At 57.9% G+C, this 26,581-nt stretch carries 22 protein-coding genes; 10 read left to right on the forward strand and 12 right to left on the reverse strand.

Going from position 1 to position 26,581, the window contains the following annotated elements:
• The first annotated feature begins 31 nt into the window (after positions 1-31).
• The 5 genes from AACZ19_RS00215 to AACZ19_RS00235 all read left to right on the forward strand — a co-directional run bounded on the left by AACZ19_RS00215 (position 32) and on the right by AACZ19_RS00235 (position 6,130).
• On the forward strand, positions 32-493 hold the full coding sequence (locus AACZ19_RS00215; RefSeq protein ID WP_339630044.1) for a (2Fe-2S)-binding protein: 462 nt from the start codon (positions 32-34) through the stop codon (positions 491-493).
• Positions 490-2,754: a xanthine dehydrogenase family protein molybdopterin-binding subunit gene (locus tag AACZ19_RS00220; RefSeq protein WP_339630045.1), complete on the forward strand. Its 2,265-nt coding sequence runs from the start codon at positions 490-492 to the stop codon at positions 2,752-2,754. Before AACZ19_RS00215 ends, AACZ19_RS00220 begins: the two co-directional genes overlap by 4 nt.
• 51 nt (positions 2,755-2,805) lie before the next feature.
• Positions 2,806-3,474, forward strand: coding sequence for a DNA-3-methyladenine glycosylase I (locus AACZ19_RS00225; protein ID WP_339630046.1), 669 nt, complete (start codon positions 2,806-2,808; stop codon positions 3,472-3,474).
• 72 nt (positions 3,475-3,546) lie between these two features.
• Positions 3,547-4,671, forward strand: coding sequence for a CaiB/BaiF CoA-transferase family protein (locus tag AACZ19_RS00230; RefSeq protein ID WP_339630047.1), 1,125 nt, complete (start codon positions 3,547-3,549; stop codon positions 4,669-4,671).
• Entirely contained in the window at positions 4,610-6,130 is a 1,521-nt protein-coding gene (locus tag AACZ19_RS00235; RefSeq protein ID WP_339630048.1) for a DHA2 family efflux MFS transporter permease subunit, read from the forward strand. Before AACZ19_RS00230 ends, AACZ19_RS00235 begins: the two co-directional genes overlap by 62 nt.
• A 46-nt stretch (positions 6,131-6,176) precedes the next feature.
• On the opposite strand, the gene AACZ19_RS00240 is transcribed toward AACZ19_RS00235, so the two are convergent.
• The 3 genes from AACZ19_RS00240 to AACZ19_RS00250 are packed head-to-tail and all read right to left on the reverse strand — an operon-like array spanning position 6,177 to position 11,212.
• Entirely contained in the window at positions 6,177-8,261 is a 2,085-nt protein-coding gene (locus AACZ19_RS00240) for a 3-hydroxyacyl-CoA dehydrogenase NAD-binding domain-containing protein (protein WP_339630049.1), read from the reverse strand.
• Between the two features lie 40 nt (positions 8,262-8,301).
• A complete protein-coding gene (locus tag AACZ19_RS00245; protein WP_339630050.1) occupies positions 8,302-9,336 on the reverse strand; it encodes an NADP-dependent oxidoreductase in 1,035 nt (344 codons plus the stop codon).
• Positions 9,305-11,212 (reverse strand): AMP-binding protein, encoded by a 1,908-nt coding sequence (locus tag AACZ19_RS00250; protein ID WP_339630051.1) that lies wholly within the window; start codon positions 11,210-11,212, stop codon positions 9,305-9,307. The genes AACZ19_RS00245 and AACZ19_RS00250 overlap by 32 nt, the downstream gene beginning before the upstream one ends.
• Positions 11,213-11,348: 136 nt before the next feature.
• On the opposite strand from AACZ19_RS00250, the gene AACZ19_RS00255 reads away from it, so the two are divergent.
• A complete protein-coding gene (locus AACZ19_RS00255) occupies positions 11,349-11,978 on the forward strand; it encodes a TetR/AcrR family transcriptional regulator (RefSeq protein WP_339630052.1) in 630 nt (209 codons plus the stop codon).
• A 3-nt stretch (positions 11,979-11,981) separates the two neighbouring features.
• On the opposite strand, the gene htpX is transcribed toward AACZ19_RS00255, so the two are convergent.
• Positions 11,982-12,938, reverse strand: coding sequence for a zinc metalloprotease HtpX (htpX, locus tag AACZ19_RS00260; RefSeq protein WP_339630053.1), 957 nt, complete (start codon positions 12,936-12,938; stop codon positions 11,982-11,984).
• A gap of 245 nt (positions 12,939-13,183) precedes the next feature.
• Complete coding sequence (gene alaS, locus AACZ19_RS00265) at positions 13,184-15,856, reverse strand: alanine--tRNA ligase (protein ID WP_339630054.1); 2,673 nt, start codon at positions 15,854-15,856, stop codon at positions 13,184-13,186.
• A gap of 182 nt (positions 15,857-16,038) precedes the next feature.
• Between alaS and AACZ19_RS00270 the strand changes: the two genes are divergently transcribed.
• The 4 genes from AACZ19_RS00270 to AACZ19_RS00285 are packed head-to-tail and all read left to right on the forward strand — an operon-like array spanning position 16,039 to position 20,163.
• A complete protein-coding gene (locus tag AACZ19_RS00270; protein ID WP_339630055.1) occupies positions 16,039-16,986 on the forward strand; it encodes a MoxR family ATPase in 948 nt (315 codons plus the stop codon).
• Positions 16,986-18,419 carry a VWA domain-containing protein gene (locus AACZ19_RS00275; protein WP_339630056.1) on the forward strand — a complete coding sequence of 478 codons (1,434 nt, stop codon included), beginning with the start codon at positions 16,986-16,988 and terminating at the stop codon, positions 18,417-18,419. Before AACZ19_RS00270 ends, AACZ19_RS00275 begins: the two co-directional genes overlap by 1 nt.
• Positions 18,416-19,252, forward strand: coding sequence for a sulfite exporter TauE/SafE family protein (locus AACZ19_RS00280; RefSeq protein WP_339630057.1), 837 nt, complete (start codon positions 18,416-18,418; stop codon positions 19,250-19,252). The genes AACZ19_RS00275 and AACZ19_RS00280 overlap by 4 nt, the downstream gene beginning before the upstream one ends.
• Positions 19,249-20,163 carry a DUF1853 family protein gene (locus AACZ19_RS00285; RefSeq protein ID WP_339630058.1) on the forward strand — a complete coding sequence of 305 codons (915 nt, stop codon included), beginning with the start codon at positions 19,249-19,251 and terminating at the stop codon, positions 20,161-20,163. The genes AACZ19_RS00280 and AACZ19_RS00285 overlap by 4 nt, the downstream gene beginning before the upstream one ends.
• Here AACZ19_RS00285 and AACZ19_RS00290 read toward each other — a convergent pair.
• The 7 genes from AACZ19_RS00290 to AACZ19_RS00320 are packed head-to-tail and all read right to left on the reverse strand — an operon-like array spanning position 20,122 to position 26,581.
• Positions 20,122-21,426: a hypothetical protein gene (locus tag AACZ19_RS00290; RefSeq protein ID WP_339630059.1), complete on the reverse strand. Its 1,305-nt coding sequence runs from the start codon at positions 21,424-21,426 to the stop codon at positions 20,122-20,124. The genes AACZ19_RS00285 and AACZ19_RS00290 overlap by 42 nt on opposite strands.
• A gap of 14 nt (positions 21,427-21,440) precedes the next feature.
• Positions 21,441-21,998 (reverse strand): hypothetical protein, encoded by a 558-nt coding sequence (locus AACZ19_RS00295; RefSeq protein WP_339630060.1) that lies wholly within the window; start codon positions 21,996-21,998, stop codon positions 21,441-21,443.
• A complete protein-coding gene (locus tag AACZ19_RS00300; protein WP_339630061.1) occupies positions 21,988-22,485 on the reverse strand; it encodes a TadE/TadG family type IV pilus assembly protein in 498 nt (165 codons plus the stop codon). Before AACZ19_RS00300 ends, AACZ19_RS00295 begins: the two co-directional genes overlap by 11 nt.
• Positions 22,482-23,303, reverse strand: a complete 822-nt coding sequence (locus AACZ19_RS00305) for a tetratricopeptide repeat protein (RefSeq protein ID WP_339630062.1) — start codon at positions 23,301-23,303, stop codon at positions 22,482-22,484. The genes AACZ19_RS00300 and AACZ19_RS00305 overlap by 4 nt, the downstream gene beginning before the upstream one ends.
• 1 nt (position 23,304) lies before the next feature.
• Positions 23,305-24,276 (reverse strand): type II secretion system F family protein, encoded by a 972-nt coding sequence (locus tag AACZ19_RS00310; RefSeq protein WP_339630063.1) that lies wholly within the window; start codon positions 24,274-24,276, stop codon positions 23,305-23,307.
• The gene (locus tag AACZ19_RS00315) at positions 24,273-25,229 is read right to left on the reverse strand and encodes a type II secretion system F family protein (protein ID WP_339630064.1); all 957 of its coding nucleotides are present in this window, start codon (positions 25,227-25,229) and stop codon (positions 24,273-24,275) included. Before AACZ19_RS00315 ends, AACZ19_RS00310 begins: the two co-directional genes overlap by 4 nt.
• Entirely contained in the window at positions 25,226-26,581 is a 1,356-nt protein-coding gene (locus tag AACZ19_RS00320; RefSeq protein WP_339630065.1) for a CpaF family protein, read from the reverse strand. The genes AACZ19_RS00315 and AACZ19_RS00320 overlap by 4 nt, the downstream gene beginning before the upstream one ends.

Here is a 26,581-nt window from a genome sequence, read left to right on the forward strand (position 1 = left end):
CCTGTTTTCCGGAAGTGACGAACGGAGTCCGATGATCAAGCTCGATATAAACGGAACGATACACGAACTGGAGGTGGAGGAGGATACTCCCCTTCTCTGGGTCTTGCGCGATACCGTGAAGCTGACCGGCACGAAATACGGCTGCGGCATTTCCGCCTGCGGCGCATGCACCGTTCATGTGGATGGTGAGGCCGTGCGCTCCTGCGGTTATCTTGCTGTGGACGCGGTGGGCGCAAAAATCACGACAATCGAAGGTATGACCGCGGACAAGCTGCATCCGGTGCAGCAGGCCTGGATCGACGAGCAGGTACCGCAATGCGGATATTGCCAGTCCGGCCTGATCATGGCGGTCTCCGCCTTCCTTCGCGAAAACCCCTCCCCAAGCGATAACGATATTGCGGAAAATATCACCAATATATGTCGCTGCGGCACATATCCGCGTATCCACAAGGCAATCCGCCGCGCGATTGAACTGCAAAGGCAGAGCGGATGAGCAAATTCACTCTTTCCCGGCGTAACTTTCTGGTGGCAGGCGCCTTGGTCGGTGGCGGTCTTGCCGTCGGCTGCAGCTTTGATGGCAATCATCGCAACAACGCGGCTCTCCGCACTACAACCGATGAGGGCGAAATCGCTCTCAATGCCTGGGTCAAGGTCGATCAGAACGGCAAGGTCACCGTCGCCATACCGCGCTCGGAAATGGGACAGGGCGTCTATACCGCGCTCGCCATGCTGGTCGCCGATGAAATGGATGTCGATTTCACTGATGTTGCCGCCGAGCAGTCACCAGTGGACGATGTCTATGCAAATATCACCCTGATACAGGATTCGCTCCCCTTCAATGATGGCTATCATAAGGGCGAGGATACAGTAGGTGCATGGGCCATGGAGAAGGTCGGCAGCCTGCTGGGCGTTCAGGTCACCGGTGGCAGCACCTCGGTCCGCGATGCTTGGGCGCCCATGCGACAAGCCGGGGCAATCGCGAAAGCCATGCTGGTCAGTGCCGCCGCGAAAAACTGGGGCGTGCCCGCCAGCGAATGCGAGGTCAAGAATGGCATTATCCGCCACCGAGAGAAGGGATTTGAAGGCAGCTACGGTGAATTTGTTGCTGCCGCCGCGGATGAGACCATCTCAATCGAGCCGGTCCTAAAAGACAGCAGCGAGTTCACCCTGATTGGAACGCCGCAACCGCGCCTCGATATTCCGGCAAAGGTTGATGGCAGCGCCGTTTTTGGCACCGATATTATGCTCGACGGCATGGTTCATGCTGCCGTCCGCCTGTCCCCGACTCTGGACGGCATCCTTGAAAGTCATGACCCCGCCCCCGCATTGGGAATGCCCGGCGTCCTCAAGGTCGTGGCGCTTGAGAATGCCGTGGCCGTCGTTGCCGACAGCTTCTGGCGCGCCAAATCGGCGGTGGAGGCGCTAAATCCTGTCTTTACGGAAGGACCGGCAAAAGACCATTCGTCCGGCAGCATCATGGCACTTATGGAGGATAAACTGGAAAGCGGCGATGCGCGCGACTATGCCGAAGCCGGCAACATCAAATCCGCTTTCGAGGCCTCCCCGCCAACTGTCGAGGCACTCTATAAAGTTCCCTATCTCGCCCATGCCTGCATGGAACCGATGAACTGCACCGCACTTGTCAGTGATGAGGCGGTGGAAATCTGGATGCCCAATCAGGCGCCGACCCTAATGAAATGGTATGCGGGCGATATCGCCGATGTCGACTCCGAGAATGTTACGATCCACACGCCCTATCTTGGTGGCGGTTTCGGACGGCGGGCGGAAATCGACCTTGCCGTCATGGCGGTCGCCATCGCCAAGGAAATGAAGGACCAGCCGGTCAAGCTACAATGGACGCGTGAAAACGACATGCAGCATGATATGTACCGCCCGGCGGCCGTATCCCGCTTCCGGGGCAGTCTCGATACCGGCGGCAAGACCGCGGGCTGGGAAAACCGGATCGTCAGCCAGTCCGTTGGCGGCTCCTTCACTGCCCGCCTCCTGCCCTGGATGACGATGGACAGATCGGACAACACGACGGCCGAGGGCGCGGCAGACCTGCCTTATGAGTTTTCGAACATGCGGGTCGATCATGTCCCCGTTGACATACCCATTCCAGTCGGATTCTGGCGGAGCGTCGGCCATTCCTATAATGCATTCTTCACCGAATCCTTCATGGATGAGATGGCCCATGCCGCCGAGCAGGACCCGGTCGCCTTCCGCTTTGCCCATCTGACGACACAACCGGATTTTTCCAATGTTCTTAAAAAGCTGGTGCAAGTGAGCGCCTGGGATGCCCCGCTCGCGGCGGGACGCGGACGCGGCGTGGCCCTGCATGAATCCTTTGGCACGATCGTCGGGCAGGTTGTCGAGGTAACGGTGAACGCTGACAAGGAAATCACCATAGACAAGATCTATTGTGTCGTTGACTGCGGGATAATTGTTAACCCCGACACGGTAACGGCACAGATGGAAGGCGGGATCATCTTCGGCCTGACAGCCGCGCTCTATGGGGAGATCGAGATCGAGAATGGCGCCGTTATCAACAGCAATTTTCCGGATTACGAGATGATCCGCCTCGCCAACTGCCCGGACATAGAAGTCCACCTCGCCCCAAGCGGTCGCCGCATGGGCGGTATCGGCGAGCCAGGCACCCCTCCCGTTGCCCCGGCACTCGCCAATGCGATCTTCGCCGCAACGGGCGAGCGCGTCCGGGAGCTGCCGATTTCAAAAGCCGGATTTAGGGCGTAGCGGCGCGGAAAAGATCGGGCTATCCTGTCTTCATCGATCAAGGAGGGCCCGATGATATCATTTGATAAAATCCGTAAAGAAGCGGAACAGTTGGCAGGCGGCGCAGACGAACTCGCCGCCCGGATGCCCGCACTGAAATCAGACGAAGAGCTGCGCGCCATTCCCGCCGCCGATTATTTTTCCGCCATGAGCTTTCGCATCTTCTCGACCGGGTTGAACCAGACAATGGTCCGGAATAAATGGCCTGCGTTCGAGGAGGCGTTTCACGGGTTTGAACCGTCGAAGGTTGCCTTCATGACCGAGGATGACATTGCGGACCTCATGGAGAATATCGCGATTATCCGCCATCTTGGCAAGATCCATGCAACCCACCATAATGCGATCACCCTTGTTGAGATTGCGAAACAGCATGGCTCCGTCGGCGATTATATTGCCGACTGGCCGACAGATAATATCATCGGCCTCTGGGACGAATTGAAAACGCGGTTCAAGCAACTTGGCGGTAACTCCAGTCCCTATTTTCTTAGAATGATGGGAAAGGACGGCTTTATCCTGACCCCCGATGTTGTTGCGGCACTCAACAAGCTCAAGATCGGAAACGGCAAGCTGTCCTCGAAGAAGGATCGCGCGTCGGTGCAGGCGGCCTTCAATGACTGGCATGAGGAGACCGGCCTTCCTTACGCGCATCTGAGCCGAATTCTGGCCATATGGATGGGGTAACGGCCTATTGATTCTTTTAGCATCAAAGGGCATAGATAGGGTTCCTGCAGAATAATCAAAAAGAAGTGAGCCATGCCCGGTCCCCTTGACGGAATCCTCGTCGTCTCCCTTGAACAGGCGGTCGCCGCGCCTTACCTTTCCTGTCGCCTGGCCGATGCCGGGGCGCGGGTGATCAAGGTCGAGCGCCCCGAAGGCGATTTTGCCCGCAACTATGATACGGTTGTCCATGGCGAGAGCGCCTATTTCGTCTGGCTTAACCGGGGAAAAGAATCAATCCAGCTTGACATAAAAGTCGCTGAAGACCTTGATTTCATGAAGAAAATAATCTCCCAGGCCGATATCTTCATCCAGAACCTCGCGCCCGGTACGGCGGCGCGCTACGGGCTCGGCAATGAGGCACTTCAGGCAGAAAACCCGCGCCTGATCACCGTCGATATCTCCGGTTACGGCGAAGAAGGGCCATATGCGAAAATGAAGGCCTATGACATGCTGGTGCAGTCGGAGACAGGCCTTGCCTCGGTTACCGGATCACCGGAGGGACCGGGCCGCGTCGGCGTTTCCGTGTGCGATATCGCCGCCGGGATGCATGGTCTCGTCGGTGTGCTGGAGGCGCTTTATGAACGCGAACGGACCGGTTTGGGCCGGTGCATAAAATCTACCCTGTTTGCGGGCATGGCGGACTGGATGACGGTCCCGCTGCTGCATCAGGAATATGGCGGCAAGGCCCCGGGGCGCGGCGGACTTTCCCATCCCTCCATTGCCCCCTATGAGGCGTATGAGACGAAGGAAGGCGGACCCGTCGTCATCTCGATCCAGAACCAGACCGAATGGCGCAACCTCTGTGAACATGGCCTTAAAAACGCCGCCCTTGCCGATGATCCGCTTTTCAAGACGAACGAGCTGCGCGTTGCCAACCGCCCTGCCCTCAACGCCGAGATTAACAAGGTGTTCGGAAGCCTGCCACGATCCGAAGTAATCGACCGGTTGCAGGCGGGACGCATCGCCTTCGGCGCGCTCAACAGTGTCGCCGATCTGTCGCAGCATCCGCAGCTCGAGCGTAATATCGTGGATAGCCCCTCCGGCCCGGTCAATCTGCTGGCCTCCCCCATTCACCTTACGGGGGAGGACAAGAAATATGGCGGCGTCCCGGCTCTGGGCCAGCATAACCGGGCAATCCGCAACGAATTCTCAAACTGATATGTCGAGTACGCGACTAGAGCTACTGGAAAGTAAATACGGCACGCGCTTTAAATGGTTCGCGGTTCTGGCCGTTATCTTCGGCCTGCTTGCGAGTATTTTCTCCTCCACCATGATCAATGTGGCGCTGACCAATATCATGGCGGATTACAATGTAACGCAGGCGTCGGCGCAGTGGATGTCGACAGGTTTTCTCTGCGCAAATGCCGTCTGCATGCTTGCGTCTGCCTGGCTGCTACAGAATATCGGCGCACGGAAGACGTTTCTCTTCGCCTCGACACTCTTTTTTACAGGCTGTATGATCGGGCAGTTTGCCCCCGAATTTAACTTGCTGATATTCGCCCGTATCCTGCAAGGGTCGGGCGCCGGGATCATTCAGCCCCTCTCCATGGCGCTCGTCTTCATGCTGTTCCCGGAAAACCGGCGCGGCTCCGCAATCGGGGTGTTCAGCATGATTGTTGTTCTGGGCCCTGCGGTCGGTCCGACCATCGGTGGCGTGATCACTGATGTTTTTGACTGGCACTATACCTTTACCGCCGCGCTGCCGCTTTCCTTCATGGCCGCCGTCGCCGGATGGATTTTCCTGCCCGACCGGGATGACGCGCAACAGTCAAGCCGGTTCAACCTGATCAGCTTCTGCCTCATTGCCTTGACCGTCGGCAACCTGCTCACTGGCCTGTCCAACAGTCAGTTCTATCCGGCAACCGATCCCAAGGTCACCATCTATCTCGCTATTTCGCTGATCAGCTTCATCCTGTTCTTCGGAAGGGAGAGGAAGAGCAAGGCCCCGCTTCTTCGGCTTGAGATGTTCCGCAACCTCAAATTCACCTCGACCGTCATTGTCGGCGCCATCACAAGCGCGGGAATGTTCTCCACCATCTATATGCTGCCGCTCTTCGCGCGAACCGTGCAGCTCAGCGACGCAACGGAGGCAGGATTGCTGCTCCTGCCGGGTGGCCTTGCCCTCGCCCTTGTCTCACCGCTGGCCGGACGGCTGGTCGATCGTCTGCCCGCACACAGATTGCTCTATGCCGGAATAATCCTGTTCGTTATCTCGATCTATGCGTTGACCTTCGCCGATGAGGCGAGCCATTTCTGGATGATCGCCGGATGGATCATTCTCGGGCGCGCCGCGCTAGGCCTGATCCTGCCCGCCAACAGTACCTTGTCGCTCTCATGTGTGTTGCCGCCGCAGGTGCCGCAGGCTTCGGGTGCGCTTAACTTCTGCCGCATGCTGGGTGGCACCATCGGGGTAAATGTCATCGCCCTCCTCATTACCGCGCGCTCGGCCCATTACGGAGCGGAAATCATGACCGCGAATGGGGGCGCGGCCCTGACCGTCGACCAGACGGTTGAGATGATGACCCTCACCTTCCATGACTGCTTCCTCGTGTCCGGCCTGGTATTTGCGTTGGCACTCATCCCCGTCACCTATCTCGCCCGCCACGCCAAGACATAAAAAAAAGCCCCGCAGAAATCGCGGGGCTTTCTCATTGCGGATCAGCTTAAAGGTCTTTAAACCCCTTGCCTTCCTTGACCAGCTTTTCAAGGAGCGGTGCCGGGGTCCATTCGTCCCCATGCTCTTCCTTGAATTTCAGCAGGTCGTTATAGATATTTTCGAGGCCGATATGGTCCGCATAGCGCATCGGCCCGCCGCGATAGATCGGCCAGCCATAGCCATAGACCCAAATGACATCGATGTCGCTGGCACGGGTGGCGATGCCTTCTTCGAGAATCTTCGCCGCCTCGTTGATCATCGGATAGACGCAGCGCTTGAGGATTTCCTCATCCGAAACTTGCCGCCGGTTGATCCCGGCGTCGCGGGCGGCTTTCACGATGATATCCTCGACGATGGGATCGGGCTCGGGCGTGCGGCTGCCCTTGGCGTAGTGATAATATCCGGCTCCCGTCTTCTGGCCGAACCGGCCAAGTTCGCAGATCGCATCAGCCACCGGGCTGGTCACGCCGCGCCCCTGACGGATACGCCAACCGACGTCATTGCCCGCAAGATCGGACATGGCGAACGGGCCCATCGGGAAACCGAATTCATAGAGCACCCGGTCCACATCCTCGATCTTCGCGCCTTCAAGGATGAGCTGCGCCGCCTGTTCGCCGCGCTTGGCCAGCATGCGGTTGCCAACGAAGCCTTCACAGACGCCGACCATGGCCGGGACCTTGCCGATCTTCTTGGCAAGCGCCATGCAGGTCGCCATGACAGTCGCGCTTGTCTTCTTGGTCCGGACTTCTTCCAGCAGCCGCATCACATTGGCCGGGCTGAAGAAATGCAGTCCGATGACATATTCGGGACGTGAGGTTGCCTCGCCGATTTCATCGATGTCCAGCGTCGAGGTATTGGTGGCGAGGATCGCGCCTTGCTTGCAGATTTTATCAAGCTTGCCGAAGATTTCCTTCTTCACTTCCATATTCTCGAAGATCGCCTCGATGACGATATCGACGTCCTTCAGGTCGTCAAGATTGGTGCTGCCGGTCAGCAGCGACATGTATTTATCCATTGCCTCCTGCGTCAGCCGCCCCTTGGAGACGGTGGCCGCGTAGTTCGATTTGATAACGCTGATCCCCTTGTCGAGCGCTTCCTGGCTGGTCTCGACAATGGTGACGGGAATGCCCGCCTGCAGGAAGTTCATGGCGATGCCGCCGCCCATGGTCCCTGCGCCGACGATGCCCGCCGTGTTGATATCGATCAGCGGGGTGTCTTTCGGCACATCCGGGATCTTGTTGGCAAGCCGTTCGGAGAAGAAGAAATACTGCTGCGCCTTCGCCTGTTCTCCGCTCATCAGCTCCATGAACAGCTCGCGCTCGCGCTTCAGGCCTTCCGGGAACGGCAGGTTGACCGCGCCCTCGATTGCCCTGATGCAGTTTTGGGGGGCCTCGAACCCGCGGAACTTGCGGGCGTTCTTTTTGCGGAACTCATCAAAGATGGCCGGATTTTTCTTCGCTTCCTCCAGCTTGTCATTCTGCTCGCTGATTTTCACAAGCGGACGTCCTTCCGCCGCGATCTTTTTCGCAAAGGCAATCGCGCCCTCGGTCAGGTCGCCGTCGACCACCTCATCGACAAGGCCGACCTCAAGCGCCTTTTTTGCGCCGATGGGATTGCCGGAGGTTATCATTTCAAGCGCCATCGGCACACCGACCACGCGCGGCAGGCGCTGTGTCCCGCCCGCACCGGGCAGAATGCCGAGCTTGACTTCCGGCAGGCCAACTTTCGCGCCCGGGTTTGCCACCCGGTAATGACAGCCAAGTGCTGTTTCAAGTCCCCCGCCAAGTGCCGTGCCGTGGATAGCGGCGACAACCGGCTTGGTCGAGCTTTCCATGGTGGCGATCACATCGTTCAGCCCCGGCTCCTGCGGCGGCTTGCCGAACTCGGTGATGTCCGCCCCGGCGATAAAGGTCCGCCCGGCGCAGGCCAGCACAATGGCATTGACGCTATTATCCGCAACCGCGGCCTCGATGCCGCCCTGTATCCCGGCGCGCACTTTCTGGCTCAGGGCATTGACCGGCGGGCTGTCGATGGTGATCACCCCGACCGTTCCTTTCGCCTCGTAACTGACAAAATCAGTAATGGCAGTCATTTTCTTGCTTCCTTCCTGTTGAGTTTCTTATTTTGACTGTTTATTTGCGTGTCGGATCATCGGCAACCCGCACCAGCAGTTTTCCGAAATTCTTGCCCTTCAACAGGCCCATAAAGGCCTCCGGCGCATTCTCGATCCCCTCCACGATGTCTTCGCGGTATTTCAGCTTCCCTTCCCTGATCCAGCCGCTGGCATCCTTCAGGAAGGCCGGCAGATGGTGGAAATGAAAGGAGATGATAAAGCCCTGTATCAGGATTCGATGGGTCAGGACAGACCGCATCAGGGCGGGCAGCATGTTTGTTCCCACCGGCAAATCCGTCATGTTATATTGCGAGATCAAGCCACAGACCGGCATCCGGGAATCATCGTTGAGCAGCGGCAGCACCGCCTCGAACACCTTGCCGCCGACATTCTCGAAATAGACATCGATGCCGTCCGGGCAGGCCTTGGCGAGTTCCTCCTCGAATTCCGCGGATTTGTAGTTCAGGCAGGCATCGAAGCCGAGTTCATCGACGACAAAGGCGCATTTTTCCGCCGATCCGGCGATGCCGATGGCGCGGCAACCCTTGATCTTGGCGATCTGGCCAACCACGCCGCCAACCGCGCCGGAGGCGGCCGCAACAACAACCGTTTCCCCCGCCTGCGGCTTACCGATTTCCAGCATGCCGTAATAGGCGGTCAATCCCGGCATGCCAAGAACGCCGACACCCGTCGAGATCGGCGCCCGGTCCGGGTCGAGCTTCATTACGCCGGTTCCATCGGACAGGCAGTAGCTCTGCCAGCCGGTGGCGCACATGACATAATCGCCTTGCTTGAACTGGTCGTTGTTCGATTCCTCGACCACGCCGACACCGCCGCCAACCATGGTCTCCCCGACATCCGCATTGGCGGCATAGGTCTTCTCCGCGCCCATGCGGCCCCGCATATAGGGATCGAGGGACATATAGATAACCTTCACGCGAAACTCTCCCGGCCCCGGCGTCGGGACCGGTGTTTCCACCAACTCGAAATTATCCTTTGTCGGTTCCCCGACGGGGCGGGATTTAAGCAGTATCCGCTTGTTCATTCCTGACATCTTTATCGCCTTTCATTGCATTGTTTTTATTCAATTTTATAACACCGCCACTGCCGTCATCGGCAAACAGCAGCGCCACGAGATCGGCTCGGTTGGAAAGGACGGCTCCCTGATTGATATATTGTTTGTCCGTTATCTCATTCTTGTCCACCGACAGCGGCTCCGCCAGTATCAGCGCCCGGCCCACCCGTCGGCTCGGTGATGGATTGCCCTGATTATAGCGGCTGATTTTCTCCTGAACAGCCTCAATCAGTGCCGGGGCGACAATCCGCCTGCCATCGGCGGAAAGCGCGCCCGGTTGATCCGCATATTTTTTCTGCATGGCCTCGGTCAACAGGACAAGTATACCCACCTCGTCCCGGTCATGCCCGGCAATCACCACATCGCGGGCCAGCGGATCGAGGGCATCAATCAGCGAGAGCCGCAAGGAGCCGGTGCTGACCCATGTCCCGTTCGCGAGCTTAAAATCCTCGGCGACGCGGCCATCGAAGATCATACCCTTCTCCGGATAATCGGGATCGACCCACTTCACCGCATCGCCGATACAATAATACCCCTCTTCATCGAAATATTGCGCCGTCAGGTCCGGGCGCTTGTAATAGCCCGCATGGACATTCGGTCCCTTGATCCGGATTTCGAGCTTTTCGCCGACGGGCAGTATCTTCACCGTGATGCCAGGCGTCGGAACCCCGATCAGCCCGACCTTCTCGCTGTCCCAATGGACAGCGGTGCCGGTGCCGGTGGTTTCCGTCGCACCCCAGCCTGTGCCGAAGGGAATGCGCATCCCGATATATTTGATGGCGAGTTGCTGCATGCGCTCGAACATTTCCTGCGACAGCGCCGCCCCGCCATACTGGCAGATTTTGACATTTTTGAAGAACGCATGGCCGAGTTCCTCATCCTCCTCCATCTGGTCGGCAAGATAGCTGTAGGCGGCCGGAACCGTACTGAACCGCGACGGCGAAATACGCTTCAGATTTTCGATCGTCCGGCCGAACAGACCCGGCGTCGGCTTCCCATCATCCATGAACAACGTTCCGCAAACCCTTGCAATACCGAAGAAATTTACATTACCACCATAGGTATGATGCCAGGGAAGCCAGTCAAGCACTCGAGTCGGGTCATTCACCGCATCCGGCGACTCGGAGACATGCTCCAGCGTCTTTTGCGCCGCACAGAGCATTTCATGGGTATTGGGCACCGCCTTCGGCATCCCGGTCGATCCCGAGGTAAAGAGAATCTTGGCGAGACTTTCGCCCGTAACTGCGCTGAACGCTGCCTCAACGGACACGCTGTCCACCGGTCCCAGCAGATCGTCAAACCTTATCCCGCCATGATCCTTTCCGCTTATCGTGACGACGTCCTTGTCCGAAAGATCAAGCGATTCGAAGGCCGCCGCATAGGTATTCCCATCTTCGGCAAAAATCATGCCCGGTTCGGTTAATTCCACGGCATATTTAAGCTTGGTGAAATCATTTCCAACCAGAGAGTATGACGGCGACAGCTGGGTGACGGGAATACCAACTTGTACCGCCCCCATCATCAAGGTCGCATGGGCGAAGCTATTGGATGACAGGATCATGATGGATTTGTCTGGCCCATAACCCCTTGAAAGCAAATAACTGCTGATCCGGTCAGACTGCTCTCTAGCCGTGCGATAACTCAGTTCAGGCCAGGTATCGTCAGGGGAGCATTTTACGAGGAACGCCCGGTCCGGAAACCGGTCCGCCGCCGCCCGCCAGTACGCACCAATATTCGCTTCATAATTGCCGAGGGGGATATTGCTTCTGACAATCAGGCTGCCATCGGGCTTGCGGGTCGCTGAAATATCCGGGGCAGGCCGGTGAAAAGGCCGAAAAGGTATATTTGAAGGCATCTGGTGAACAAGCTCCGGTTATTTTTTTGTTCTATTTATCGCGGCGGACTGTTATTGTAAGAATATTGACAAATTGTTGTCACAATTGCCAGCAGCAGACACGAAAAAAATAAAAAATCTAAAAGGTGAAGCGCGCATGGTTGATTCTACACAATTGACACTCGCAACCGACCGGGCAAGTAAAAGAAAAGAAGAAAAGCGCAAACGACTGCTCGCCGCCGCCCGCAAGCTCTTTGTCAGTAAGGGATACCACGAAACCCGACCGCAGGATATCGCCAAGGAGGCCGATGTCGCCCATGGCACCTTCTACAGCCATTACACGGACAAACGCGAAATCTTCATGGAGTTTGCGAGCGCCGCGCAGGAGGATCTGCATTCCTATGTCCACGCGCGGATTCCGGACGTCAACAGTTTCGAGGAATACATCCGTTACAGCCTGACCGCCATTCAGGAATTCGCAGAACAAAACCCGGGGTTGTTGCGATCGGCACTTGTCGATACCAAGGTTTTCGACCCCACCGATTCCACCTCGAAGGAAGTCCGCAGCCGCTTTGCCGCCGGTTTTATTGCCCAGCTGAAAAACGCCCGGCTAAACGGGGAACTGTATGAGGACATCGACCCGGACCTGATCGGCCATGCCATGATGGGCCTGATCCAGTTCTCCGCCCCGATGGCCTACCGCAAGGGACAGAGCCGACAGGAATATGTCGATCATTTGAGTCGCTTTCTGACGCGGGCACTGGTGAAATCCCCTAAAACCCTCTGAACATCATCCCCACGGCCCTTTTTTGGGCGCCTCCGGTGGCGTCGGGCCATCCGTGTAGGGTATGGCGCCGTGCCGTGCGCGGGGGACGTTTCGGCCACCGGAAGGTTTCGACTTGCCCGGCATCACTGTTCTAGCCATTTCCATCAGCCGCTCAACTCGGTTCGCTGTCGACGGATGGGTCGAGAACAGGCTGTCCGCCCGTTTCCCATGGAGCGGGTTGACGATAAAGAGATTGGCGGAGGCCGGATTTTTTTCCGCCGGGATATTCTCGATACCGCGGGCACTTTTCTCAAGCTTTTGCAACGCACTTGCCAACCAGTCCGGATTGCCGCAGATTTCACTGCCGGTATGATCCGCGGAATATTCCCGCGTCCGGCTGATCGCCATTTGCACCAGCATCGCGCCCAAAGGCGCCAGTATCATAATCGCCAGCATCCCGATAATGCCGCCCCGGCTGTCGCGATTGCCGCCAAAGAAGAAGGCGAAATTGGCGAGCATGCTGATTGCGCCTGCCAGCGTTGCCGTGACAGTCATGGTCAGGGTATCGCGATTACGGATATGGGCCAGTTCATGGGCGATCACACCGGCGAGTTCCTCCTTGTTCAGGATTTTCATCAGGCCGCTGGTCACGGCGACCGCTGCATTCTCCGGGTTGCGTCCCGTGGCGAAGGCATTGGGCTGCGGGTTTTCCATAATGAAGACTTTCGGCATCGGCAGTTCGGCCCGCGCGGCGAGTTCCGATACCAGCCGTACCAGAACGGGCGCTTCGCTCTCCGTTACCTGGCGGGCACCATACATCTTGAGCACCATCTTGTCCGAGTTCCAATAGGCGAAGCCGTTCATGCCGACAGCAATGACGAGGGCGATGATCATCCCCGTCGTCCCACCGATCAGAAAGCCGACGGCAAGGAACAGCGCGGTGATGGCGGCAATAAGTAACCCGGTCTTGAAATAGTTCATGATATATCCCTAAACATACCTTCGCAGGCGCGCTCTATATGTATTGGAAAATCGCGCCATATCAAGCCGGAGACAGAAATATGCCGGCCATAAAATGGTCTTGAAATAGCCTATTTTCGGACACATCCAACCACCAACTGCCAATTTACCGGTTAGTTGGTGATTAACTGACAGCCGGTAAGTCGAAGGGAGGCGTGCTGCCCCTTTCCGGTTCTACCCCGATTGGATCGGGGCAGCATTGCCGCCTAACGCGCCGCGGCAACCTCACCTTCGGCAATCAGTTTCTTTATGGCGGCGACGGCGTCCGCGCCCTTGGCGCCATCGGGTCCGCCCGCCTGCGCCATATCGGAACGGCCACCACCGCCCTTGCCGCCAAGCGCCTCGGATCCGGCGCGGACAAGATCGACGGCACTGATCTCGCCGGTCAGGTCATCGGTGACGCTGACAACGATAGACGCCTTGCCGTCGTTATTGGCGATCAGCACAATAACGCCGCTTTTTAGCTTTTTCTTGATCTCGTCAGCCATGGGTTTGAGATCTTTTGGCGGTACATCGGCAAGCAGCCGCGCCATCAAAGAGATATCCCCGACCTTCTCCGCTTCCTCAGCTGGGCCACCGCCGCCGCTCACCAATTTCTTGCGGGTATCGGCCAGTTCCCGCTCAAGCCGCTTACGTTCGTCCAGCAAATGATGGATACGCGGCGCCAGTTCATTGGGAGAGATTTTCAGGCTATGGGCTGCCTCGGCCAGCAGTTTTTCGCGGCCATTGACATAATCGAGCGCTGCTTCGCCCGCCACCGCCTCAATCCGGCGGATACCGGAGGCCAGTCCGCCCTCGCTCACGATCTTGAGGAAGCCGATATCGCCGGTGCGCGCAACATGAGTGCCGCCGCAGAGCTCCGTCGAATAGTCCCGGCCTGCGCCCTTGACCTCATCCAGCCCGCCCATGGAGACAACCCGGACTTCATCGCCGTATTTCTCGCCAAAGAGCGCCATTGCCCCGGCCTCAATCGCCTCTTCCGGCGTCGTCAGATGGACAGCGACATCGGCATTGATGCGGATGCGGTCGTTGACCATTCTCTCGACGGCCCGAAGTTCCGCCTCCGACATCGGTTTCTGGTGCGAGAAGTCAAAGCGCAGGCGATCTTCCGCCACCAGAGACCCCTTCTGCGTGACATGATCGCCGAGTTCCTGACGGAGCGCCTCATGCAACAAATGGGTGGCCGAATGATGCGCCCGGAGCTTTGCCCGACGTCGCCTGTCGACATGGGTTTCCACTACATCGCCGTTTTTCAACGCGCCTTTTTTGACTTGCCCGATATGAATGACAAGATCCTGCTTCTTCTGGGTGTCTGTCACCACCATCTCAAAACCGCCCGGCATTTTCAGGACACCATGATCGCCTTGCTGACCGCCGCTTTCGCCATAGAAGGAAGTCTGGTTGAGGACAACCATCACCTCATCGCCCTCAGCGACACTCTCAACTTCCTTGCCGTCCTTGATGATGGCTTGCGTCTTGCCCTCGGCGGTTTCCGTCTGGTATCCGAGAAATTCCGTCGCGCCGACTTTCTGGTGCAAATCGAACCAGACCGTCTCCGTTGCCGCGTCGCCGGAACCGGACCAGGCAGCGCGCGCGGCTTCCTTCTGCTTTTTCATGGCGGCATCGAACCCGGCCTCGTCAAGCTCCCGGTTCTGGCCGCGCAGGATATCCTTCGTCAGGTCAAGCGGGAAGCCGAAAGTATCATAGAGCTTGAACGCCACGTCACCGGGCAGCGCTTCGGTGCTGCCGAGTTTTTCCGTAGCGTCCTCCAGCAGCTTGAGCCCGCGATCCAGAGTCTGCTTGAACTGGTTTTCCTCGACTTTAAGCGTCTCGGTTATCAGTGACTGCGCCCGGTGCAGTTCGGGGAAGGCCTCGCCCATTTCATCGACGAGTGTCGGCACCAGTTTCCAGATCATCGGGTCCTTCGCGCCCAGAATATGCGCATGGCGCATGGCCCGGCGCATGATCCGGCGAAGGACATATCCCCGTCCCTCGTTCGACGGCATCACCCCGTCCGCCACCAGGAAGGAGGAGGAACGTAAGTGATCGGCGATCACCCTGTGGGAAACTTTGAACTCCCCATCCGGAGCCACGCCGGATACTTCGGCCGAGGCCTCGATAATATGGCGCATCAGGTCGATGTCGTAATTGTCATGCTTGCCTTGCAGAACAGCCGTCAGGCGCTCCAACCCCATACCGGTGTCGATGGAGGGATGCGGCAGGTTTTCACGTTGATCTTTCGACAGCTGCTCATATTGCATGAACACCAGGTTCCAGATTTCGATAAACCGATCCCCGTCTTCGTCGGGACTGCCCGGAGGGCCGCCTGGAATGCTCTCCCCATGATCATAGAAAATCTCTGAGCATGGACCGCAAGGGCCCGTATCCCCCATCGACCAGAAATTATCGGACGTCGCGATACGGATAATCCGGTCGTCAGGCAAACCGGCGACTTTTTTCCAGAGATTGGCGGCTTCATCATCGTCATGATAGATGGTGACCAGCAGTTTATCCTTCGGCAGTTCGAAGCCCTTGGTGAGAAGGTTCCACGCTAGCTCGATCGCCTCGTCCTTGAAGTAGTCGCCAAAGGAAAAATTCCCCAGCATCTCGAAAAAAGTGTGATGACGAGCCGTATGACCGACATTTTCCAAGTCATTATGCTTGCCGCCCGCCCGAACGCATTTCTGCGTCGTCACCGCACGGTTATAGGGCCGCTTCTCCTGACCGGTGAAGACGTTTTTAAACTGGACCATGCCCGCGTTGGTGAACAGCAAGGTGGGATCGTTCCGCGGCACCAGCGGCGAGCTTTCCACCTTTTCATGACCATTCTTCGCGAAATAGTCGAGAAAGGAGCTGCGTATTTCTTTTGTCGTACTCATTTTGCCAATTCCGTTCACCTAAGCCGTGAAATGCGGCATATTCGGCCGCATTGTTGCCGCTTTTTACCGCGCCCGACCCTGCCTGTCCAGTTGGATAGCACTGGCAAAGCGCGGGAGAGCCTGATATTGAATAGATATGCTTTTATCTTGACTGAACAATAATAATAACATGGAACCGATACGTGACACTTATTGATAAAGATCCCGCAACTGCCATTGACCTGATCAAGGCCGGATTTGAAACGGCAGGTTATATCTGCGATCGCCATATCGCCACCTCTATCTACCTATCGCAGAAGCTGGATAAACCAATCCTCGTCGAGGGTCCGCCCGGCGTCGGAAAGACAGAGCTGGCCAAGGCTGCCTCTGAAATCCTGGCGGCCCCGCTGATCCGCCTGCAATGCTATGAGGGGCTGGATGAATCGAAAGCGCTCTATGAGTGGAAATACGGCAAGCAGCTGCTCTATACACAGATCCTGAAGGAAAAGCTCGGTGATCTGCTGGAGGATGCCGTCGGGCTGGAGGCTTCCATGGAGAAGCTCCACCAGTTCGGCGACAGTTTTTATTCTGAAAAATTCCTGGAGGCGCGGCCACTGCTGCAGGCCCTCAAATCAGAGGTAAAAGCCGTCCTGCTGATTGACGAGATTGACAAGTCCGATCATGAGTTCGAGGCGTATTTGCTGGAAATCCTCTCGGATTACCAGATTTCCGTCCCCGAGATCGGAACGATCAAGGCGAAGACGAAACCGCTCGTCTTCCTGACCAGTAACAACACCCGCGAAATGAGCGATGCCCTTAAACGCCGCTGCCTGCATCTTTATATCCCCTTCCCCGATGCGTCGCTGGAACGGCGGATTATCCAGACGCGGGTGCCGGAACTTGAGGAAAACCTCCGCAACCAGCTCGTCTCCTTCGTTCAGCAACTTCGGACGCAGGATCTTAAAAAGCTTCCCGCCGTCAGTGAAACAATTGATTGGGCGCGCACGCTCCTGCTCCTCCATGCAGACAAGCTGGAGGTTGATCTAGTGCGCAACACGCTCAATATGCTGCTAAAGTTCGAGGAGGATATCGACAACATGCATAGCGAAGTGCCGAAATTCATAGCGGCGGCGCAAAAAGAAGTGCGCTGATGGACAAGCCGCTCGCCGATTTTGTCGAGATGCTGCGCTATTCGGATGTTCCCGTGTCGATCTCCGAAAGTGTCGATGCCGCCGAAACCGTGCGGATTTTCGGCTATGAGGATCGCGGACTTCTGAAAACCGCGCTGGCGCAAGTCATGGCAAAATCGATGGAGGAGCATGAGAGCTTCGACCGCTGCTTCGACGAATTTTTCAGCTACAACATCAATCCGAACCTGGCGCCGGACAGCGAAGAAGAAGATGTTCCTTCGTCAGAGGACTCGCAATCCGACCTGCCGGAAGGCGAAGCGAATGATAACGAGGCGGCGCCGGGCCCGGCCTCCGGCGGCGGGGAAGGCGGCGGCGGACTGTCGGGCGAGCAATCGAGCGGACCCGCGACCTCCCTCCTCGACCTTCTGGAGCAGAACGACCGGACCGAACTGGCCATGGCGATGACAGCAGCCGCTAATGCCGCTAACCTTCGCAACATCGTCCTGATGACCCAACGCGGCCTCTATACCCGCCGGATCATGGAGGGAATGGGCCTCGATCAAGTCAACAAGGAGATTTCACGGCGGAACAAGGAGGGCGATACCGAGGGGGCGGACCGGCTGAATGAGCGGCTTGAACTGCTGTTCGATTTGGTCCGTGATATGGTCGAGCGGCAACTGGCCCTCACCAGCAGCGGCAAGGCCAAGCAGTTCCGTCAGGATATCCTCAAAAATGTCCGCCTGTCCAATATCGAGCAGCGCGATTTCAAGCATATGCGCGACCTTGTCCGGCGGATGGCAAAACGGCTGACGGATATGAATTCGCGGGTGCGCAAGGTGAAGAACCGCGGCCACCTCGATATCCGCAAGACCATGCGCCGCAATGTCGCCTATGACGGCATTCTGTTCGAAACCCACTGGAAACAGAAGCATAAGGACCGACCGAAAGTCATCGCGGTCTGCGACGTGTCCGGCTCTGTTGCTGCGGTGGCGCGGTTTCTCCTCCTCTTTCTCTACAGCCTGAATGAAGTGTTGCCGAAAGTCCGCTCCTTCGCCTTTTCCGGCACCCTTGGCGAAGTCACCGATCTTTTCGATCGCTATGGGCCGGAGGAAGCCGTGCCCATGGCGATTGACGAATATGGCGGGCGGTCCACGGACTATGGGCAGGCGATGGTCGATCTGAAGGAGCTTGTCTTTGACGAAATCGATAACAGGACAACCGTGATTTTTCTCGGTGACGGCCGGTCCAATGGGTCCGATCCGCGGGCTGACATCCTGAAGGAGATCAAGCAGCGGGCAAAGCGGGTCATCTGGCTAAATCCAGAGCGGAAATCGATCTGGGGTTCAGGCGATTCGGAGATGCCTCGCCTCGCCCCCTACTGCACCACCGCCGAAACCTGTAATTCGCTCAACAAGCTGGAACTGATCATCCGCGATCTTCTGAAAAGCTCATGACGATCTTCGCCGATGTCTCAACACCGCTGCTCATCGGCCTGATTGCGGCGATGGCGGCAACCGGCATTGTCGGCGGCATCCTCGCCGGGCTGCTGGGCGTTGGCGGCGGGATAGTGATTGTTCCGGTGCTCTATAACATCCTGCCGTTCTTTGGCGTCGAGGATGATATCCGCATTCATGTGGCCATCGGCACCTCTCTCGCCGTGATCATCCCGACTTCCATTTCCTCTGCCCGCTCGCATTACAAGAAGGGGGCGATTGACACGGTACTTCTCAGGAGCTGGGGGCCGGTAATTTTTATCGGCGTCATGATCGGTACGGTCGTCGCCAGCTTTTCCGACGCTGGTGTGCTGACCCTCGTCTTCTCGGTACTGGCGCTTGTCGTGGCCGCGGACATGGCATTTCGCCCGGCGAACAGGCATCTTTCCGCCGGACTGCCGAAAACGCCGTTCAAGGAGATACTCGGGCTTTTTATTGGCGGATTTTCGGCGATGATGGGTATTGGCGGCGGCACCTTCACCGTGCCGATCCTTACCCTCTGCAGCTATCCCATCCGCATGGCCGTCGGCACCGCCGCGGCCGTCGGGCTGATCATCGCCATACCGGGAACCACCGGCTTCCTGATTTCCGGCCTTGAGGTTCAAAATCTCCCGCCCGGCAATATCGGCTATGTCAATATTCTGGGCTTTCTGGCGATTTTCCCCATGGCCGCGCTATTTGCGCCAATCGGTGCCCGGATCGCTCATACGATCAATACCGGCCTGCTCAAGAAGACCTTTGCCTTCTTCCTGTTCGTCACCTCCCTTCGCATGTTCTACAGCCTTTACGGATGATGCCGACCGTTTCGTCAGCCAAACCACCCTTTGCCCTGCGTGATCTTCAATGGGTGATCACCTCGCCTTTCCTACTCAAAGACCGGGCGGAACCGGAACTTGCGCATCATCCTGAAACGGCCCTGCTCCTGGAGTGGCTAGCGATGGACCCCGAGCCCCTGCTCGCCCATCTCGCCGCCGCACCGCGCCTCAACCTCGGGCGTTACTTCGAGCAGCTGGTGATTTTCTGGCTGAAGAATCTTCCTTCGGTCGAGATTATCGGCAGCAATATCCGGATCTATCGGGAGAAGCGCAGTCTCGGCGAACTTGATCTGGTCTTCACCCAGAACGGCAAGGCCTATCATTGGGAACTCGCGGTCAAATTCTATCTCAATATCGGAAGCGGACAGGAAGAGGCCGATTTCGTCGGTCCCCTGCAGAAAGACAATCTCGCCCGCAAGCTCCACCGGATGTATGACCATCAGCTTGCCCTGCCGACCCGACCGGAAACGCGGGAAATACTCAATACGCTCGGGATTGGCGACATTACCTCCCATCCCTGGGTCAAGGGCCGGCTGTTCCATCCCTTAGGTGCCGGTGACAGACATCTTCCGCCACGTGTTGCAGGCGACAGCCTGAGCGGGAACTGGCTGACAATTAGCGAGTTGGCAAACACTCGCTTTCAACGCATCAATCGCTTTCTACCGCTTGAGAAGAAACGCTGGATCACGCCGGAATTTTACGCGGGCGAAACAGCTGAAGGCGGACCGGGCGATCTGGCCGACCACCTCATGCGGCAATTTCTGTCACGGCCCGCTCCGGAGCTTGTCGCCCTCAGTAATGGCAGCAGAACCGAGCGCTGCTTCATCGTCCCCGATGGCTGGCCGGTCCTATCCCGGAAAGCGGACGATGGTCAGGAAGCGGGCAATTGACAGGAAGGCCCGGTTCAGCCCCGCCGCATCCGTCACCCTGAAATAATGCCCGGCGGTGCTGGCGCAGTCTTGCAGGAGAGTGGAGGTCGCCGCCGGGGCGAGATAATCGATGGTATAGAGATGGATGCCGTTGCCTTTCATCCGCGCGCAGGTATCCGCAAGGCGCGTATTCTCCGATATGTCGCTGGCGACGGAGCTTGCGAGCAGCAGCGCGACCTTCTCGATTATCGCATCCTCATAGGCCGCCGGGATGGTGCTGTCGCCGGTCCAGACCCCCTGCCATTGCGGCGACAGTACCCGCTCCGCCCACAGCATTCCCCGGCCATAAGCGGCATCACCATTACCGCCAAGACTGCTGAGGGCACCGAGCAGCGTTGCCCCGTCACCGAGTGGCAAGATCCGCTCCTCCCGGCAGTCCGCCGTTGTTGCATTGGTAAAATGCGGAAGACCGAGAGGCGGTATCGGCATCGACGACAGGCTGAGGACAAGCGGAAACCGCGCAAGACCCGGCGGCGTATCATTCTCCCCCGCCGGTCCGCTCCGCGGGGAGACGCACCAGCGATCTTCGGCAAGCGGACCCGTCCATTCCGTAGTGCCCGGCATGTCCGGCGGCAGGCCCAAAGGCCAGCTTCCGCTCTCTACCCAGTCTGAATGCGGCGCGACATTGACCAGGACATTGCCGAAGGGAACAAACCCCCATTTCACGCCTGCGCCCTGCGGCACCTCCGCTTCCAAGGCAGAAATAAAGGCACTCGCGGCGGTCCTGACCTCCGCCAGTTGACCGGAGCTTTCCATCGCATCGGAGGCTTCCAGCGCGAGCGCAACCTCCGCCTCCGGCCCTTCCTGACGGGCGGTGATGCGCGCCGAAACCGTGACATCGTCCATGAAGTTCAGCGCCCGCAAGAGGGTTGTCGGAACCGTCGCGCTGCTCTCGACCGTCACCTCGCCGGCCTCCAGATCAGGCGTGACGGCAACGGTCGGTTGAACAGCAGGATCGCTCTCATAGCTGAGCAGGCTGGCGCCCTCGAAATTGGCCCGGACCATATCCACCGCGAGCTGCTCCACCGCCGGGGTATCCAGAAAGCGCAGGTTCTTTGCGGCGGCAACGGCGGCCATTTCCGTCGCCAGGGCAAGACGTGATTTTGCGGCAAAAAAACGCGATGCATCAATGGCGAAGGCAATCCCGCCGAGGACAATGAACAATGTCAGTGTAAAAATAAGCAGCGCCGCCCCGTCCTCTGACTGGCTGAAACGGCTAAGCACGGTGCGGATCCTCATCAGCCCAGACTACGGACAGCCGCCTTCCGCCCGACGGCAAGCGCCCGGCCATGCAGCGTGAAGCCGGCGACGCTGAGAAAGCCGGAGAGGAAGAAACCGTCCGCCGGGGTGACACAGAGATCGACCAGAATGAACTGAAGCGTGGCCTCGTCACCGGGCGCGGGCAAGGCCGGTGCCGCCGGGGCGCAGGCAAGACCGCCGTTGGTCCGGCTCCGGTTCCAGAGGACAGTTGCGCTGCCATCGTCGGAGAGTTCCAGTGCCGACAGATCAACCCGGATCGCCGCCGGGAACCCGCTTTCGCCGATCAGGCCCGTCGTCGCTGCCAGAACCGTATCGAAATCCTCCTCGATCAATCCGGATTTAAGCGACAGGTCATCCGCCATCAGGGCGGCGACCCGGTCCGTCGTCCGGGTCAGTTGCACGATATGCGCGAGCGTCACCCCCGCAAGCAGCAGGAACATGATTGCCGGGACAATCAGCGCCACCTCGACCGCGAGACTGCCCCGCTGATCCCGGATAACGTCTTTCGGATTATTTTTCAGCGCATTAGCGACCATTGTTGATAACCACCATTGACGATTGGACACTGTCGCCCGTCTCATAGAAGAAGTTCGCAAAAGGAGTTGTCAGCGGCACCGCATACTCAAGCCGGATAGCCGTTACCGCTTCGGGCAGGCCGATCAGACCGCCACTTGCGGTCTCACTGACGAGCGCGGTAAGGTCGTTGTAGGGAAAAACCGACAGTTCCAGCCGGGACGGATCGATCAATCCACCACTCAGCCCCTCGGATAGCGATGACAACCGCCCCTGAAGCGTCTCTTCCGTCAGCAGGGCGCGCGCCGCTGGCGTTGTTTCATATTTCAGGCTGTTTGAAAGTTCCACACCAAGCTGATCGACAAGGCCTCGGGCAAGCAGAACCCGGCTGATGTCAATCGCTGCAAAGACAAGGGCAAAGACGATCGGCAACAAGATCGCCATTTCTACGGCCAGCGAGCCCCGTTCGTCCCGCAATCCTCCATATTTTTGAAGTTCCCACGGCGTCACGAAACGGTCTCCTCCGGTATGCGCGGACCAAGAAGAAGCCGCCGCAGCAGGCTTGTATCCTCCATCCGCCGTATCTGCCGGTAGAATTTGAGGTTGTTCTCCGCGGTCGGATGATCAAGGTCGAGCCGGGCAATCCGCGCCGCCGCCGCCTCATCCCCGGCAAGTCCATACGCCATGGCGAGGTTCTGGCGGATTACCGCCGTGGATGTTGGCGTGAAGGCAAGCGGCGCAAGGGCCTTGATGGCCGCGTCATACTCCCCCGCCATCAGATAGGAAAGCGCGAGATTGTTGAGTATGCCCATATCGTCCGGCGCAACCATAAGGGCCCGCGTATAAAGCTCCCGAGCCTTTTTATGATCCCCGGCCATATCAAGCGCGATGCCGCGTCCGCTCAGCGCCTCAATATTTTCCCCGTCAATTTCGGTGCATTTGGCGAAATACAAATCGGCAGATTCCGGGCGGTATAAAGACAGGTTGGCGCGGCCGAGCCCGAGGCAGGGCTTCACATCCTCCGGCGTCAGCGCTTCCAGATTTTCAAACACGGTAACGGCTTCCTGCGGCGCACCCGCCTTTAGGTATGTCTCTCCGAGACGATAGAGAACCGGCTCGTCAAAGCGATTCTTGGCCAGTATTTTTTGATATATATCAATGGCCGCCGGGAAATTACCGGATTCGACCGATATGTCTGCGATTTTTAGTGCCCGCTCCCGCGCGGCCTTGTCCTCAAACAGGGTTTGCGCATCCAGATCACCCTGCGGCATGGCGCAACCAGAAAACATCATGGCGATAAGAACAAGAAGCGATAGGCGATACGGCATGTTATCCTCCAATTGTACGCATCATCAGGGCAAAGCCGGGTCCGGCGGAAATCGCCACGACGGGTGGCAAAATAAAAAGAATGAGGGGGACGCTCAGTAGGGCAGGCATCCGGGAGGCGTTATTCTCCAGCTCCAGTATGGCCATTTTCCTGTTCTCCATCGCCACCGCCTTCAACGCCCCGGTGATAGACGTGCCGTAGCGTTCCGCCTGACGCAGCGACAGCACGAGATATTTCAGGCTTTTCGATGCCGTTCGGTCGGCAAGATTGGTGAGCGCCATGGATTTATCGGGCAGAATACGCAGCTCGCTTAAGGTAATCTTCATCTCGGCGGCAACCTCCGGCGCAAACGGTTCCAGCCCCTCAATGGTGCGGACAAGCGCAGTTTCCAGCGTCAGCCCCGCCTCTACACATAGAATGAGGAGATCGATCATATCCGGCATCGCCCGCTCGATCCGCCTGCGTCGTTGCCGGATTCGAAACTTAAGCAATATGTTGGGCAGGAAACTCCCGCTGATCCCGGCGGCGAGAACAAGGACGGTGGTTATGAGAGGTCCGAATTGTTCTGCCAGCACCGCATCGAACAGGAAGGCGGCAAGGAACGCCTCCAGACAGAAACAAAGGATTCGCGCAATATAAAAAGGGCGGCGGTACCTTGCGGGATCATAGCCCGCCCGCACAAGGCGCCGATTGAGACCCCTGTTCCCAAACAGCCCGGAAATGAGGAAAACTGATTTTCTTTTTTTTCGTTCCTCCGGTTCATCCTTTTTTTCAAGATTGATCCGGAGTGCGGTTTCCTGCGTCTTGTGCGGCGCTGGCTTCTCGAGCCGAAAACCATCAAGCCGACGATCAACCAATTCCTCTTTTTTTGCCCGGACAGCAGCCGCAAAGAGCATGGACGCCAGTAGAAAGCAGAGCGAAATCATCGCCAGCAGCAGGATCTCCTCCCCCGTCTCAATCTGGAAACCCGTCATTTTAACGTCCCCAATAAGCGGGAGATGATCAAAAAGCCTATGAGGATGCTGATCGCGGAATAGATCAGCAGGTTCTGGCCCAGCGGATCGACGAAGAGAAAATCAAGCTGCGCCCGGTTGGTAAATGACATGATTAAGAGGATTACGCCTGTCACCCCGGTCACGATGCGCGCCGACATCCGCGCCTCCGACGTTAGAGCCTGCGCTTTTAACGCCTGCGCCCGCCGGTCCCGCAGCACCTGCGCCAGATTCTCGAGGACTTCCGCATATTGCCCACCGGTGCGCCGCTGCAGGATCAGGGTTGTCGCCATGAACTGCAATTCCTTCACACGGGCGGTCCTGACTGTTGCGTCAAGCGCAGTTTCCAGATCGATACCGATCGCCAGCTTCTCGGCCAGAGTGCGGAAGGCCCCGCCCACCGGATCCGGCATTTCCCGTGCAATGACCTGAAAATTTTCCTGCAGGGACATACCGACGCGCGCGCCGCGAATAATGATGTCGATGGCTTCCGGTAACTGTTCTACAAATCGCCGCTGACGGGCCCGGCGCCGGTATATTCGAAAGGAGATTACGGCGGTGGCACAGAGGACGCCGCCGAGAAGAACAGACCCTGTGATGAGGGGAAATCCGGCAAACCCAACGATCAGCATTGCACCCCCTGCACCCGTCACCAGCAGCCACAAGCCTAATCTCGATGTGATCTTATCCCGCCAGCTCTGCTCAGGCGTTTCCGATATATAGAGCGTCGTCATTTCAGGCAGTGGTGTAAGAGGCGTTGGCGGCGCTTCCCGTTCCCCTTGCAACCTGGCTAGCCGCGCGGTCAGCATCCGGTTCCGCCTGCCGATCTGCCGATGGGAGAGCAGTAGCAGGATGGTTCCGCTCAGCAGGAAAACAATAAAGGCTGCTAACGGCAGCCACTCTGCGAGCGCTAATATGTATAATTCGGGCGTCATGAAAGAAGGACCTCCCGCAGCTCCGCGAGAAGACCAAATTTCGCGATTTTTTCCTCGAAATGCGGGCGAGCGCCTGTGTAATGAAAGCCCGTATCATCGTTTTGCGATCCCTCGGGCCCCTCTCCTTTATAGTCGAACAGCGTCTGGCTGGTAATGACATCCCCTTCCAGAGCGACGATTTCGGAAATATTGCGGATGAAGCGATGGCCGTCCGGCCCGCGCTCCACATGGATAACAAGGTCCAGGGCGCTCGCAATCTGCTGCCGCGCACCCCGGCTCTGATAGTTGGCGAGGCTGGACAGCATCAGATTTTCAAGTCGCAACAAGGCATCGCGCGCGCTGTTGGCGTGGATGGTGGACATGGAACCGTCATGCCCGGTATTCATGGCCTGCAGCATGTCGTAAACTTCCCCGCCGCGAACTTCACCAATAATAATACGGTCTGGACGCATTCTCAGGCTGTTGCGGAGAAGATCGCGCTGCGACACTTCCCCGCTCCCTTCGCTGTTGCGCTGGCGTGTCTCAAGGCTGACCACATGCGGACGTTGCAGGGCAATCTCCGCCGCATCCTCGATGGTGACGATCCGTTCGTTTTCATCGATCAGGCCGGACAGCGCATTCAGCAGCGTCGTCTTGCCGGAGCCGGTTCCGCCGGACACAAGGATATTCAGGCGACAGCGCGCCGCAATTTTCAGGAACCGGCTGATTGTTCCTGAGAAGGCCCCGCCCGCGCAGAGCTCGTCCAGTCCCATGGCGTCTTTCGAGAATTTCCGGATCGAGATGATCGTCCCGTAGACGGAAAGCGGTGGGGCGATCACATTAACACGGCTGCCATCCTTTAACCGGGCATCAACCATGGGATTTGCCTCATCCACCCGCCGTCCGACCGAGGCGGCAATCCGCCGCGCAACGTCCAGTACATGATTATCGTCCCGGAATTTATAACTGGTGAGTTCCAACCGGCCTGCCCGCTCCACATAGACGGTGTCCGGTCCGTTCACCAGAATATCCGTCACCTCCGGATCGCTAAGCAGTGTCTCGATCGGACCGATGCCGACGATATCGTCGAACAGCTCCCGCGCAATGGCGCTTTGTTCCTTCCAATTAAGCTGAAGCTTTCCCTCATCGACAATTTTCGAGACAGCCTCGGTAATCCGTAAAGAAAGCTGCTCCGGTGCCATGCCGGAGGCGGCGGTTGGATCGATGCGGTTGTAGAACTGCTGGCGCACCCGCTCGACCAGTTCTGCCGGAACGCTCGCGGCCCGTTGTTTTGCCGATGGTTCACTGATGAACTCTTCGCCTGCCTCGGCCAGCCCGGCCATCTGTTCCATATCAGATTTCCGGCCAAACAT

This window comes from uncultured Sneathiella sp. (assembly GCF_963973085.1).
Classification (GTDB): domain Bacteria; phylum Pseudomonadota; class Alphaproteobacteria; order Sneathiellales; family Sneathiellaceae; genus Sneathiella.

Excerpts from the sequence above, each read along its gene's own strand:
- AACZ19_RS00215 (WP_339630044.1), top strand. The coding sequence starts at position 32 with ATGATCAAGCTCGATATAAACGGAACGATACACGAACTGGAGGTGGAG.
- AACZ19_RS00220 (WP_339630045.1), top strand. The coding sequence starts at position 490 with ATGAGCAAATTCACTCTTTCCCGGCGTAACTTTCTGGTGGCAGGCGCC.
- AACZ19_RS00225 (WP_339630046.1), top strand. The coding sequence starts at position 2,806 with ATGATATCATTTGATAAAATCCGTAAAGAAGCGGAACAGTTGGCAGGC.
- AACZ19_RS00230 (WP_339630047.1), top strand. The coding sequence starts at position 3,547 with ATGCCCGGTCCCCTTGACGGAATCCTCGTCGTCTCCCTTGAACAGGCG.
- AACZ19_RS00235 (WP_339630048.1), top strand. The coding sequence starts at position 4,610 with ATGGCGGCGTCCCGGCTCTGGGCCAGCATAACCGGGCAATCCGCAACG.
- AACZ19_RS00240 (WP_339630049.1), bottom strand. The coding sequence starts at position 8,261 with ATGACTGCCATTACTGATTTTGTCAGTTACGAGGCGAAAGGAACGGTC.
- AACZ19_RS00245 (WP_339630050.1), bottom strand. The coding sequence starts at position 9,336 with ATGTCAGGAATGAACAAGCGGATACTGCTTAAATCCCGCCCCGTCGGG.
- AACZ19_RS00250 (WP_339630051.1), bottom strand. The coding sequence starts at position 11,212 with ATGCCTTCAAATATACCTTTTCGGCCTTTTCACCGGCCTGCCCCGGAT.
- AACZ19_RS00255 (WP_339630052.1), top strand. The coding sequence starts at position 11,349 with ATGGTTGATTCTACACAATTGACACTCGCAACCGACCGGGCAAGTAAA.
- htpX (WP_339630053.1), bottom strand. The coding sequence starts at position 12,938 with ATGAACTATTTCAAGACCGGGTTACTTATTGCCGCCATCACCGCGCTG.
- alaS (WP_339630054.1), bottom strand. The coding sequence starts at position 15,856 with ATGAGTACGACAAAAGAAATACGCAGCTCCTTTCTCGACTATTTCGCG.
- AACZ19_RS00275 (WP_339630056.1), top strand. The coding sequence starts at position 16,986 with ATGGACAAGCCGCTCGCCGATTTTGTCGAGATGCTGCGCTATTCGGAT.
- AACZ19_RS00280 (WP_339630057.1), top strand. The coding sequence starts at position 18,416 with ATGACGATCTTCGCCGATGTCTCAACACCGCTGCTCATCGGCCTGATT.
- AACZ19_RS00285 (WP_339630058.1), top strand. The coding sequence starts at position 19,249 with ATGATGCCGACCGTTTCGTCAGCCAAACCACCCTTTGCCCTGCGTGAT.
- AACZ19_RS00295 (WP_339630060.1), bottom strand. The coding sequence starts at position 21,998 with ATGGTCGCTAATGCGCTGAAAAATAATCCGAAAGACGTTATCCGGGAT.
- AACZ19_RS00305 (WP_339630062.1), bottom strand. The coding sequence starts at position 23,303 with ATGCCGTATCGCCTATCGCTTCTTGTTCTTATCGCCATGATGTTTTCT.
- AACZ19_RS00310 (WP_339630063.1), bottom strand. The coding sequence starts at position 24,276 with ATGACGGGTTTCCAGATTGAGACGGGGGAGGAGATCCTGCTGCTGGCG.
- AACZ19_RS00315 (WP_339630064.1), bottom strand. The coding sequence starts at position 25,229 with ATGACGCCCGAATTATACATATTAGCGCTCGCAGAGTGGCTGCCGTTA.
- AACZ19_RS00320 (WP_339630065.1), bottom strand. The coding sequence starts at position 26,581 with ATGTTTGGCCGGAAATCTGATATGGAACAGATGGCCGGGCTGGCCGAG.